Origin of the sequence: Nonlabens sp. Ci31 (assembly GCF_012974865.1) — a bacterium.
Lineage (GTDB): Bacteria > Bacteroidota > Bacteroidia > Flavobacteriales > Flavobacteriaceae > Nonlabens.
Map to the genome: position 1 here is coordinate 3,334,885 of NZ_CP043633.1, position 12,556 is coordinate 3,347,440.

Below are 12,556 nucleotides of genomic sequence, written 5' to 3' on the forward strand. Positions count from 1 at the left end.
GACGATGACGATGATTTTCAATAACAATATTTTTTTTATTATATATGTATAAATTAACATAATAAAAGAGGATTCAGTCCTATTTTAATATCACATTTACAACAAAATAAATAATTTATGAAAAAGATAGTTTTTACACTTCTTATAGTAATAGGAGGAATCGGTTTAACAAATGCACAAGAAATTTCTAAAAATGCCATTGGTATCCGAGCGGGAGATGGAGATGGTTTTGGTACGGAAATATCCTACCAACGAGCCTTAGGAAATAACAATAGATTGGAAATAGATTTGGGTTATGAAAGCGGTAAAAACTTTGACGGGTTTAAAGCAACTGGAGTGTATCAGTGGGTATGGAATCTAGAAGGTGGCTTTAACTGGTATGCTGGTGCTGGTGGTGGAGTAGGAACCATAAGTCTAGATAATGATTTCCCTGGAAGGGATAATTATAATAATGATTCTGAAACCTTTTTCTTTGCCGCTGGACAAGTAGGGATTGAATACAACTTTAACATTCCCTTATTGCTTTCCCTAGACGTACGTCCAGAGTTTTATTTTGGAGATTTTAGAGATGGGAATGATCTGGATATTGCATTAGGAATTAGGTACCAATTCTAAGCAATCCATATAGTAATAAAAAAAATGGCGGCCATTTCTGGCCGCCATTTTTTGTTTACTTCTTGTTTACTATAATGCTAATAGCATCTGCTACTTGATTTGCCAGTACAACTGTTCCTGGCGTAGTTATACTCATAGTAACCGGTGCATTTGGTAAAGGTTTTAAATAAGAAAATTCATAGGTGCGCAGTTCTAGATTATAACGAGGCGATAAAACACTATACCCACCCGTATTCTGTTGTCCCATAGCCACCACAATTACTGATTGGGTATCAAAATCTACCTTTGGAATGTCAAAACCTGGGGATCGTTTTGCATTGAGACCCGCATAAAATTCTTTTAGCTTTTCTTCTGTATCAATAATCATTGACTTCTCCTCAACAATATTTATGTGGCTATCATTGATAAGAATTTCAAAGCTTTCGGCTATGGGTTGTTTGGTCTGATTTGCTATTTCTTTTTTACTACAGCAAGAGCTGAGACTACAAAGACTTAGTGCCAGCAAGCACAGTTTCATATAACTTTTCATATTGTGGTATTATTTTTAGTATATCGTATTGTTCCGCTTTCGCGAAAGCGGCATTCTTAAAATCATTTAAAACCTGATCGTCTTTTAAGATCTTCATAGCATTTGCTGCCATTTCTTCAATGTTGCCCACTTCACTCGTGTAACCTGAAACACCGTCTTCATTCACCTCAGGCAAACCACCCGTGTTTGTGGAAATCACAGGAGTGCGATTTGCCATGGCTTCTAAAGCAGCAAGACCAAAGCTTTCCTTTTCAGAAGGCAATAAAAACAAGTCTGAAAAACAGAGAATGCGATCGATTTCTGTACTGTTTCCCACCCATTTGATCTTCATTTTTAAACCTGCGTCATGAGCATATTCCTCTGCTGCAAAACGTTCTGGTCCATCTCCTACCATAATTAATATCGCCGGAATCTGTTTCTCGACTATTTCAAAAATCTTCACGACATCCATAAGGCGTTTTACAGGTCGCATGTTACTTATATGGGTAATAATGCGCTCTTGCGGGAATGCCATAATCGTTCGATCACAATCTTTAAACTCTGTCTTATACAAAGACATATCTATAAAATTAGGAACTACATCGATTTGCTTAGTAATATCAAAAAGCTCTAAAGTATCCCGTTTTAAACTAGCGGAAACAGAAGTCACCACATCACTATTATTGATACTAAAAGTGACTGCTGGTTTATAAACAGGGTGGTTTCCTACGAGTGTAATATCGGTACCGTGCAAGGTGGTGACCATAGGTAATGTAATCCCTTGATCTTTCAACATTTGTTGTGCCATATAGCCCGCATAAGCGTGTGGTATCGCATAATGAACATGCAATAGTTCAATACCGTATTCCTGTACCACATTTACTAATTTACTGGACAGAGCCAATTCATAAGGCTGGTAATGAAACAACGGATATTCTTCCACGTTTACTTCGTGAAAAAAAATATTCCTAGAGAGCAAGTCCAGTCTTACCGGTTGTTTATAGGTCACAAAATGCACTTCGTGACCACGTTCAGCAAGTACTGTACCCAACATGGTAGCTACCACTCCACTACCTCCGAAGGTAGGATAACACACTATAGCTAGTTTCATTAATTTAGTTTTAGTCTATGATCGAGTCATAGATAATTTGCTGAATATCAGTTCTGATATTTTTATCGATGAGGAATCTATTTCCCGCATCTGGATAAATTCTATTGGACAAGAACACATATACTATTTCTTCTTCGGGATCTGCCCAGGTGTAAGCACCAGTAAAACCGCTATGCCCAAAACTTCTTTTGCTCACACATCCACAGGTAGGACCTTCTTCTTCTAATTGCGGTTTATCAAATCCCACACCCCGTCTAACATCACTCTCACAAAAGTAGCAGGTATTGAACTTATCTATGGTCTCTTGTGTAAAATACTGTCTCCCGCCATAGGTACCGCCTTGAAGATACATTTGCATCATCTTTGCTATGTCATTTGCATTTGAAAATAGGCCGGCATGTCCACCTATTCCGCCTTGCATCGCTGCGCCTTGATCGTGCACATAACCATGAATCAATTGTTTTCTAAAGGTCGTATCATTTTCTGTAGGGATGATCTGAGAAATAGGGAACTTTTTACGAGGCAAGTAACCCGTTCTGTTCATTCCAAGACTTTCATAAAAATGATCTTGCGTCAGTTCATCTAAGTTTTTGTGATAATGTTTTTCAATATATTTTTTTAATAAATAATAAGGAAGGTCGCTGTATTTGTATTCGAGATCTTCTCTTAACTCACTGTTTTTAATACGGTTAAATATGGTATCCTGCGCCATAGAATTGATAAACAACTCGTCAGCTACTTGAGTTCTGTAATTTGCTTTAGATCCTTTGCTGTAATATTGAGACAAAGGCTGGTGCGTCAGGGAATCTAGTGTATAGATATAAAAAGGAATCCATGGCTTTAAACGAGCGTAATGGGAAAGCATTTGTTTTACCGTTATTTGCTCTTTATTCGTACTCTTTAAGTCTGCATCAAGTTTAGAAATAACATCGTCTATAGAGATGACATTTTTTTCTTCCAGTTCCATAACTAATGGAAGCGTCGATAGAATCTTTGTAACGGAGGCAATGTCATAGATATCACTATAGGTGACTGGATCCTTTTTATCATAGGTGTGATAGCCATAAGTCTTGTCTAAAATCACCTTACCGCGTCTGGCCACTAGAATTTGCATTCCTGGCGCCCCTTTTTCATTTATGGTATAATTTGCAATACTATCTATTTTTGCAAGCATCCCAGAATCTAACCCTACACTAGAGGGATCATTGCCATAAGAAAGACGTTTTACATTTTTTACCGCCATACCTTCCTTAACTTTAAACAAGCCGGCACTTACTGGTAAGGTCCCTACCGCATCTCTACCGCCAAAAATCAATTGTGCACTCACTTGTTGACTCCAATCACTATTTTGATAAGACATAATGATTCCTTCAAAATTCTTTGCAGTCTTGATCTGATCCAGCATATAAGGACTTACAAAACCATCAAAAATAATACAGTGCTTTCTTGCTATCTCATACAACCAAGTCAACTCGCGTTCTTGTAACCTATATGATTTCCATGGATTCTCGTTACCTTTATGAAAACCTACGATAACCGTATTGTAGGTTTCTAGCATTTGAAGCAATACATCCAGTTTATCAGCCACTATCTTGTCAACTTTGGTATATTTATTAAGCTCCTTATAAAAAACATCCCCAGAATCATCACCCAATTCTACATAAGCGATTTTCTTTGTTTCTAGATTGGTAATAGGTAACGTATTGTTCTCATTCCTTAAAACTGTAATGGCTTTAGAAATCGCATTTTCGTAGACTACTTCATCCTTTTCCGTATTTAAATCCTCTATAAGATTTGGAATAAGCACTGGTTTATAGTGGTTGAGACCTACGATGTACTTGGACATCAATATCTTTTTTACCGAATGCGCTAATCGCTCATCTGTAATATCGCCGGCTGCCATCGCAGCAACTATTTTATCTATAGATTTAGGAATATCTTCAGAGATCAATAACACATCATTACCTGCCTTAAAGGCTTGTAGATCTATTTCTCCTGGAGCACTAAAGTTACTCGCCCCTTTCATATTCAGAGCATCTGTAAATATCAATCCATTAAAGCCTAGTTTTATTTTCAATAAATCGGTGACTACTTTTTTACTGATACTTGTAGGATAGCCAGACCTGGATTCAAGACTCGGAATATTTAAATGGGCAACCATAACGCTCGCCATTCCTTTATCAATCAACTTTCTATAGGGCGTTAATTCTATGCTATCGATACGTGCAGCACTAAAGTCTACTGTTGGTAAGGTTTTATGACTGTCTTGATCTGTATCTCCATGACCAGGAAAGTGCTTTGCACAAGCCAGTGTACCTGTACTCTGCATACCTTTCATAAACGCACCGGCCTTGTCGGTCACATTATTCATGTCTTCACCAAAACTTCTGTTTCCTATTATAGGATTCTGCGGATTGGTATTGATGTCTACAACTGGTGCAAAATTAATATGCACTCCAAGTCTTTTGCAATGCTCTCCAATTCGTTTTCCTACCTCATAACTGGATCTTGTTCCAGGAGTTGCTCCCAGGGTCATGTTCCATGGAAACGCATAAGTACTGTCCAACCTCATGGCAAGTCCCCATTCGGCATCCATAGCGATCAATAGAGGTGTTTTTGATTTGGCTTGCAACTCGTTTGTTAAGTAAGCTTGCTGCACTGGCCCTCCTTTTGAGAAGATGATGCCGCCTATTTTATACTTTTCAACCAAGTCGCGCACCTGGTCTGTATGTGCTTTTCCCTTATTAGAAAACAGGTCTACCATAAACAGCTGTCCAATCTTTTCTTCCTGAGAAAGACTTTGGTATACGCTATCTACCCATTGCATTTGCGCGATAGAATCAGTAGCAACGAGAGGTTGATGACTTGTTAATTGTGCTTGTGATGTGTACGCGTTCGCGAAAGCGAGTACTACCAAAAGCCATGAAGTATATTTAAATTTCATATAATAGTTCCAGCATTTTCTATTAGAAATCAAGAATCATTCCCATATTAAAATGAGTTGTACCTTCTTTTTGACAAAACAAAAACAGATGTATTTACCCTATTGAGGATTCCTTGATATAAATCGAAAGATACCGAAAAACCAAGGGATGACATACAAAAACCAGCTTAAAATAAGCTGGTTTTTGTACTATTTTATAATTAAAATGATCCTATCAAATTCACTCACATTCACAAATATCCTCCTCAAAAAATTTAGGTTCGTGAGTATAGTATGCGATACCATCAGGACATTTTTCATTTGCTATTTCTGCACAGTTTGTACATTTTGTAGAGTTTGTACTATTTATTGCGCATGTACCTATTAATCCAACAAAAAGCACTTTTAAAATAGAACCCACTGATATTTTTACAATCCTCATAAGTCTTGGTTTGCTCACCAAGCAACTGGTATGGAAAACACCTGAATGGTATGAACTGCTCTAGAAAAATCGAGAATGCCAGCTTTCACTTGCTGGTACTTCCCAATGCTCTTTATATTCTCCTACTGTTTCTACCAAGTTATTGAAAACGATCGTATTTGGAGAAACAGATTTTGCTTTTGCCATAATTTTAAAATCTGATAATTCCTTGTGGGCGATGTATATACCATTTTTGTAGGTCACATTCATCTTATCCATCAAATCTACTTTATAAGCTTTCTCAATGGATTGTATAAAACGCACACAAGCATCTATGGAGCATCCTGTAGCTCCTGCCTCAGATTGATCTAATCCTATAACGATAAAACGATTGTAAGGATAATCTACTCCTGCTTTAAGATTCATTCCGTGAGCCGTCCACTTTTGTAAAAAGTTATCCATTTGAGGTTTTAGCTCATTGATCTCATCGTTAGTAAATGGTCTGTTTGCTTGATAAATCCATACTCTAGAATCGTCTGGAAGGTCTTTAAAATTTGCATGCATAATTTATTTATTTGTAACTTTATTTCTAAATGCAATTGACGTCAAGAAATAAAAGCATATGAGATTAAATATAAATTTTATTAATACTGAAAGTCTCTTTTAATCATTTTGTAGCTTAAAAAACACTTTCAAATACCACTGCCTATTTAAATAAATGAATCAGGGGATTTAGTTCCTTAATATGATTTAAACAATAGGTTTTTTTTGATTTTTGTACATTAATTAAAATTCTTTTTTATCATTATCCCTGAAAAGATAAAACCGAAAATGGTCATCCACAAAAAGAAAAAGCCATAATAATCAATTCCTAAATCGGACAAATCAAAAACAAGGTCGATTACATAAACAAAAATAGTATTTAAAACACCCATCACTAAACCTGTAATTATTCTAGTTTTAAAGCTGATCTTTTTAAAATCAAACAAGTTTTTAAAGAATGACACGATTCTATTTATGTATTAAAGTTATTTACCCTTCGTGTTCTTAACTATATAGCCAGCACTAAAAAAACCGAATATAAACATAAAGGCTAAGAAGAACAGGTAATAGCCCAAACCAAAGTCTGCCGTATCAAAGAATGTAAAAAGAATATAACAAAGAAAAGTCGTTACGGTGGAGCTTATAAAAGCATAAACCAGTCTCATTTTAACAGGGGCTTTTTTAAAATCAAATAAACTCATTTCCCCTTGTCCTTATCCTTATTTTCTTTACGCATCGACCACCATATAATTCCGGCTACCAAAAGCCCAAACATTAAGAAGTCAACGGCAAACTTAATGATACTGAACCCTTCATCCCCAGTAAATTGATAGAAAATAGACATTATTATAGCGTAAACCAAACCACCAAATGATCCAGAAAGCACAATACTTTTATAGTCTAGTTTTTCTTTCAATTAGTCTTGTTTAATATCTACTCGATCAAGCACCAACATGTTGCGGTATTCACCTATACGTGGATCATAAATATCCAATTCCATTGCGGTAAAAGTATAAGTCGTCTTTCCTTTAACGGCATCTTCTAGCAACTCATCATTACCTACATAGGTAAGCCATAATACTTTACGCTTGCGGCCATCTTCCTCTTTAATTTCAAAAGATTTGAATTTATCATCTTCTACTTTTACAATTTTACCCGTAATAACAAGATTCTCCTCTTCCATTTCCATATCCTTCATGTCATCAGCAAACAGCATGAAAAGAGGTATCGCCCCTGGGCAAGACCCTGCGAGTTTAACACCTACTTGTTCCCCTAATTTCTCAGCATTGTTTGCATCAAGAAAATTGATCCCTTTTTCGTCAAAATACTTTTGACTTTTAGAATAAGCTTGAAGCATACAAGTTCCCAATTCCATCTCTGCCTTTTCTTTGGTATCAATTTCTCCTTTAGTTTGTAAACATTCACAAACTTTGTCTGCTAACTCTTGAACAGCTTCTTCATTAAACTGTTGTGCGTTTACCGCTGCTGCTGTAAAAAATACTACTACTGTTATAAATAAATTCTTCATTATAAATCGTTTGCGCTTGCTATTAATTCTGCGATATCCATCACTTCTACTTTTCCTTCTTTTTCGGCTGCTTTTACACCATCTGTCATCATGGTATTACAGAATGGACATCCAGCGGCGATAATTTCAGCTCCTGTATCGATGGCCTCATCCGTGCGCTCGACATTAATTTCTTTGTCTCCTGGCTCTGCATCTTTAAACATTTGTGCCCCACCAGCTCCACAACACAAACCATTACGGCGGCTGCGTTTCATTTCGATCAATGCTGCATCTAGCTTTTCTATCAGCTCCCTTGGAGCCTCATAAATATCATTAGCACGTCCTAAATAACAAGGATCATGATAAGTGATTTTCTTTCCTTTAAATTTCCCTCCTTCAATGGTCAGTCTACCATTAGAAATCAAATCTTTAAGAAATGATGTATGATGAATCACTTCATAGTTTCCACCTAATTCTGGATACTCATTTTTAAGCGTATTGAAACAATGAGGACAAGCAGTAACGATTTTTTTGATCTCATATCCGTTCAGCACTTCTATGTTCATCATGGCTTGCATCTGGAAAAGAAATTCATTCCCTGCTCTTTTTGCAGGATCTCCAGAACAGCTTTCTTCTGCTCCTAAAACTGCAAATTCTACTCCAGCTTTATTCAAAAGCTTTACAAAAGCTTTGGTGATTTTCTTTGCTCTGTCGTCAAAACTACCGCTACATCCCACCCAAAACAAAACTTCGGGTTGTTTTCCTTGTGCAATAAATTCTGCCGCTGTAGGTACTACTAATTTGTTACTCATATATTTATATTGAGAATTCAAAAATATTGAATTCAGAATTGATATTTACTTATACTATCGGTTATTAAGCTGTTCTGCTAAGCTATCTCAAGTGCTTTAGATACCCATCACAGCTCACTGACCAATTACTTGTGGTTTTTAAAAACCTCTATCTTCACTTCTTTTTCTACCAAGTGAGTAAACTCACCTGTATAACGAGTTGCTCTTACCATGTGGTTGTCAATCCAGTGGTAATTTCCACCTCTAGGTTTGCCCATTAACAGGCTGTGAAATTTAAAACCGTGTTTATTCAACCAGTCTTCTGTTACCTGACGGTGCTCCTCAGTTCTGGAAGTAAAGAAACAAATAACATGTCCTTCATCATACCATTCATTGAGCGTTACTAGCGCATCTGGAAAGGGTGCGCAAGTAGCCATCCTCTCCGGCTCTTCGTTAGGCACATCTTCCGTGATGGTTCCATCGATATCTATTAAATAGTTTTTTACTCCTGCTGGAAGTACTGGACTTGCTAGGGTTCCATCTTTATTCAGGGCTTCCTTAAACTGTTCTTCACTCATATATTATTCGTTTGCCCAATTAAGGCGATCCATCTGGTTATAAGGCCATGGCGCTCCATTGTTTTCAATGTTACCCATAGTGGCATTTAATTCAGTAGGTGCAGCACTGTTTTCTAGCACTAAATACCTCCTCATCTCCATGATAATACTCAAAGGATCGATACCTATAGGACAAGCTTCTACACAGGCATTACAGGTCGTACATGCCCAAAGCTCTTCGGGAGAGATATAATCATTCAACAAGGTCTTTCCATCATCTTTCCACTCTCCTTCTTTGTTGATCACCGCCCCTACCTCTTCTAATCGATCACGGGTATCCATCATTATTTTACGTGGGCTCAACTTCTTACCAGTGATATTTGCCGGACACTCTGACGTACAACGACCACATTCTGTACAGGTGTATGCATTGAGCAGTTGTACTTGATCTAGATCAAAAATATCATTTGCCCCAAGGGCCGCTGGAACCTCATCTGCTTCGTTAGGGTCTGGAGCCGCAAATGGATCTGCATTTGGATCCATCATCATTTTTACTTCTTTAGTTACAGCTGCCATATTAGTGAACTGTCCTTGAGGAGTCAACTTTGCAAAATATACATTAGGAAACGCCAACATAATATGCAGGTGTTTGGACCAATATAAATAATTTAAGAAGATCAAAATTCCAACAATGTGCAACCACCAACAAGTTCTTTCTAAAATAAGCAAGCTCTTAAAGCTCATTCCATCAAATAAGGGAGTAATAAATCCGCTTATTGGAAAACTACCCGCATTGACATAATGTGTGGCAGCTTCACTAGTAAACTGACCCGCCAGCACCCCTTGTTGTATGCTAAGATCTGTAGCGTTCATAGTTAGAAACAAAGTCATTAATACGACTTCAAAATAAAGAATGTAGTTGGCATCGTTTTTAGGCCAGCCTTTCAGCTCGCCCATCATAAAACGCTTGATGTTCATTACATTTCTACGCAACCAAAAAATAACAACTGTTGCTAAAACTAGAAATGCAAGAATCTCAAATGTAGCGATCAGCACATTGTAAGCACCTCCTAAATATGGAGCAAATATTCTGTGCTGCCCAGTAATACCATCAATGATGATTTCAAATACTTCAATATTTATAATTACAAAGCCTACATAAACTACGACGTGCAGGAAACCAGCAATAGGTCGTCTGACCATTTTTGATTGTCCCAAAGCAATACGTGCCATTTGGGCAAAACGTTCCCCTTTATGATCGGAGCGATCTACTTCTTTTCCAAGTTTAATATTGCGTATCATCTTTTTGATGTTACTAGCAAAATAACCTACTCCTGCAATGAGAAGTAAAACAAATATGATATTAGGTATATATTCCATAGGTAATTATTGTTCTCTATCTTCTGGTTTTTCGTATTCTCCTGGCTTTTTTCCAAAAACAGAAAAATGCACATATCGCTTAGGATTCAGTTTGATGTCCTGCATCAACATTTCAGCTTGCCTGGTGGTTCTTTCTAAATTGTTATACAAGGAATCATCTGTCATTAGTTTCCCAAGACTTCCCTTACCCGACGCTATATCATCTAATACAATATTGAATTTTGCAACAGCAACTTGTAGTTCTTTCACCGTTCCTGCAATTTCAACTCGAGCTAAAGTATCTGAAATAGCAGCAAAGTTTTTAGTAGTCTTGTCTAAGTTCCCTATGGTTCTATCCAACTGTTTTCTGTTATCAGTAAGCAGCTGATTTGCATTATTAGAAATAGTTCTTATGGAAACTAAGGTTCTGTTGACCTCGTCGAGACTGCTGGTAATAGCAAGTCGGGTTTTAGGACTCAAGGTTTGACTTATAGAAGCTAAAGCAGAGTCTGCACTTACCACCATGTGCTCAATTTTATCTTTTAACGGAATAAACTCCTCCATCACCTTTCCTTGAATACCGTCATCTGTATTGGATTGTAAGGTATCTCCTGGTTTTGCCTGCCTTGCTGTACTTTCATAATTAGGCACTATGGCAAGAGCTTTCCCTCCTATCAGACTGGTGCTATAAACAGAGGCTACGCTTTCTGAAGAAAAACTAAAAGATTCATCTACGTGAAATTTAACCAACAATCTTCCTGATCCATCAAGAAAATCGATGTCATCTATATTTCCTACTCGCAAACCATTTATAGTTACTGGTGCAGAAGAAGTCAGCCCTTCTACATTATTATAAACGGCATAAAACGACCTGTCGCTTCTCAAAAGATTGCGACCCTTTAAATACTGATACCCAAAAATAAACAGAGCTATCGCTCCTACTGTTAGGATACCGACCTTAATTTCTTTTGAAAACTTCATAAAACTGATGTACTTGAACGTGTAAAGATAAGACAAGCTATATTTATAAGGGCTAACATTTTTTTAGGATTTATCACAACCTGCGACGTTCTCCATTTTCATAAACCACTATAAATGCAGATGTATATCCTTTTGCTATGGCTTTTTCTTTTAAATCTAACACTTCTTTAAGAGAATAAAAATTACCTGTAAAATAGCGATAAATACCACCTTCTTTCTCTCGAGAGATTTCTGGCAGACTTTTGAAGTTGTAAGATTTTGCCTCTAACATATTACTACTAGCACTTATTTGCACTTTATAAACGGCATTATTTCCTGCAGCTGCGGGGGCTGCTTCAGAAGTCCCTACCTGTTCTACTTCAAAAAGATTGATATCTCTATTCTTTTGATAATCCAATACAGCAACATAAATAGAATTGGCTACTTTCTTCTGACCTGAGCTACTTCTTAAAAACGTACGCTCTTCTTTGTTGGTAAGAAAACCAGTTTCTATCAATACGCTAGGCATATAAGAAAGTCTTAAAACGGCAAATCCAGCTTGTTTTACACCGCGATTCTTTCGGTTCAATTGCTTTTGGAATCTAGACTGTACATTGGCACCCATTTCAATACTGTTATCTAAGTATTCTTCTTGTATCATTAAGTTGGTCGCAAAACTAGATGGATCATTAGGATCAAAACCTACATATTTCTCTTTGTAATTTTCTTCTAATAAAATCACAGAATTTTCTCGTTGCACCACTTCTAGGTTAGCTGCATTTCTATGAATACCTAATACCCACGTTTCATTTCCTTTTGCAGCTGTAGCGGCTGCCGCATTACAATGAACAGATACGAATAGATCTGCTTTTGAATTATTTGCGATGTCTGCTCGTTGATACAATTCCAAAAACTTATCTGTAGTACGCGTGTAGACTACTTTTATATCCTTATGTGATTCCAACTGTTTACCCAAAAGCTGTACTACTTTCAGAGCAATATCCTTTTCGGCAGTTTGTGCTACATACTTACCAGAATCCTTACCACCATGTCCCGCATCGAGTACAACGGTAAAAACCTTTTTATCGGTCACTTTTGTTGAATCGATCGGTATATTTGCCAACGATATGATGGGAATGCTAAGAAGTACAATAATCAAATATATCTTCGTTTTCATATAGAAACTATAAGTTGTGAATGTGTTGTTTATTAGTTCGCTTTCGCGAAAGCGTAATTATTAAAAAACGCTTAAAATTTATAT

General features: G+C 36.9%; 12 protein-coding genes. 1 reads left to right on the top strand and 11 read right to left on the bottom strand.

Annotation, left to right across the window (positions count from 1 at the left end; all coding sequences use genetic code 11):
* Positions 1-117 precede the first annotated feature (117 nt).
* Positions 118-615 (top strand): hypothetical protein, encoded by a 498-nt coding sequence (locus tag F0365_RS14735; RefSeq protein WP_169934395.1) that lies wholly within the window; start codon positions 118-120, stop codon positions 613-615.
* Positions 616-670: 55 nt separating this feature from the next.
* Here F0365_RS14735 and F0365_RS14740 read toward each other — a convergent pair whose 3' ends face one another.
* The 11 genes from F0365_RS14740 to F0365_RS14790 form a co-directional block, all read right to left on the bottom strand.
* Complete coding sequence (locus F0365_RS14740; protein WP_169934396.1) at positions 671-1,132, bottom strand: protease complex subunit PrcB family protein; 462 nt, start codon at positions 1,130-1,132, stop codon at positions 671-673.
* A complete protein-coding gene (gene bshA, locus F0365_RS14745; RefSeq protein ID WP_169934397.1) occupies positions 1,098-2,234 on the bottom strand; it encodes an N-acetyl-alpha-D-glucosaminyl L-malate synthase BshA in 1,137 nt (378 codons plus the stop codon). The genes F0365_RS14740 and bshA overlap by 35 nt, the downstream gene beginning before the upstream one ends.
* A 10-nt stretch (positions 2,235-2,244) precedes the next feature.
* Positions 2,245-5,178, bottom strand: a complete 2,934-nt coding sequence (locus tag F0365_RS14750) for a glycoside hydrolase family 3 N-terminal domain-containing protein (RefSeq protein ID WP_169934398.1) — start codon at positions 5,176-5,178, stop codon at positions 2,245-2,247.
* A gap of 481 nt (positions 5,179-5,659) precedes the next feature.
* The gene (locus F0365_RS14755; protein ID WP_169934399.1) at positions 5,660-6,142 is read right to left on the bottom strand and encodes an ABC transporter ATPase; all 483 of its coding nucleotides are present in this window, start codon (positions 6,140-6,142) and stop codon (positions 5,660-5,662) included.
* 676 nt (positions 6,143-6,818) lie between these two features.
* Positions 6,819-7,037, bottom strand: a complete 219-nt coding sequence (locus tag F0365_RS14760) for a hypothetical protein (protein WP_169934400.1) — start codon at positions 7,035-7,037, stop codon at positions 6,819-6,821.
* On the bottom strand, positions 7,038-7,649 hold the full coding sequence (locus F0365_RS14765) for a hypothetical protein (protein ID WP_169934401.1): 612 nt from the start codon (positions 7,647-7,649) through the stop codon (positions 7,038-7,040).
* Positions 7,649-8,440 (bottom strand): (Fe-S)-binding protein, encoded by a 792-nt coding sequence (locus F0365_RS14770; protein WP_169934402.1) that lies wholly within the window; start codon positions 8,438-8,440, stop codon positions 7,649-7,651. The genes F0365_RS14765 and F0365_RS14770 overlap by 1 nt, the downstream gene beginning before the upstream one ends.
* 125 nt (positions 8,441-8,565) lie before the next feature.
* Positions 8,566-8,997, bottom strand: coding sequence for a phosphoheptose isomerase (locus tag F0365_RS14775; protein ID WP_169934403.1), 432 nt, complete (start codon positions 8,995-8,997; stop codon positions 8,566-8,568).
* Between the two features lie 3 nt (positions 8,998-9,000).
* Entirely contained in the window at positions 9,001-10,356 is a 1,356-nt protein-coding gene (locus F0365_RS14780; protein ID WP_169934404.1) for a (Fe-S)-binding protein, read from the bottom strand.
* 6 nt (positions 10,357-10,362) lie between these two features.
* Positions 10,363-11,316, bottom strand: coding sequence for an MlaD family protein (locus F0365_RS14785; protein WP_169934405.1), 954 nt, complete (start codon positions 11,314-11,316; stop codon positions 10,363-10,365).
* Between the two features lie 73 nt (positions 11,317-11,389).
* Complete coding sequence (locus tag F0365_RS14790; protein ID WP_169934406.1) at positions 11,390-12,472, bottom strand: N-acetylmuramoyl-L-alanine amidase; 1,083 nt, start codon at positions 12,470-12,472, stop codon at positions 11,390-11,392.
* Between the last annotated feature and the right edge of the window lie 84 nt (positions 12,473-12,556).

Excerpts from the sequence above, each read along its gene's own strand:
- F0365_RS14735 (WP_169934395.1), top strand. The coding sequence starts at position 118 with ATGAAAAAGATAGTTTTTACACTTCTTATAGTAATAGGAGGAATCGGT.
- F0365_RS14740 (WP_169934396.1), bottom strand. The coding sequence starts at position 1,132 with ATGAAACTGTGCTTGCTGGCACTAAGTCTTTGTAGTCTCAGCTCTTGC.
- bshA (WP_169934397.1), bottom strand. The coding sequence starts at position 2,234 with ATGAAACTAGCTATAGTGTGTTATCCTACCTTCGGAGGTAGTGGAGTG.
- F0365_RS14750 (WP_169934398.1), bottom strand. The coding sequence starts at position 5,178 with ATGAAATTTAAATATACTTCATGGCTTTTGGTAGTACTCGCTTTCGCG.
- F0365_RS14755 (WP_169934399.1), bottom strand. The coding sequence starts at position 6,142 with ATGCATGCAAATTTTAAAGACCTTCCAGACGATTCTAGAGTATGGATT.
- F0365_RS14765 (WP_169934401.1), bottom strand. The coding sequence starts at position 7,649 with ATGAAGAATTTATTTATAACAGTAGTAGTATTTTTTACAGCAGCAGCG.
- F0365_RS14770 (WP_169934402.1), bottom strand. The coding sequence starts at position 8,440 with ATGAGTAACAAATTAGTAGTACCTACAGCGGCAGAATTTATTGCACAA.
- F0365_RS14775 (WP_169934403.1), bottom strand. The coding sequence starts at position 8,997 with ATGAGTGAAGAACAGTTTAAGGAAGCCCTGAATAAAGATGGAACCCTA.
- F0365_RS14780 (WP_169934404.1), bottom strand. The coding sequence starts at position 10,356 with ATGGAATATATACCTAATATCATATTTGTTTTACTTCTCATTGCAGGA.
- F0365_RS14785 (WP_169934405.1), bottom strand. The coding sequence starts at position 11,316 with ATGAAGTTTTCAAAAGAAATTAAGGTCGGTATCCTAACAGTAGGAGCG.
- F0365_RS14790 (WP_169934406.1), bottom strand. The coding sequence starts at position 12,472 with ATGAAAACGAAGATATATTTGATTATTGTACTTCTTAGCATTCCCATC.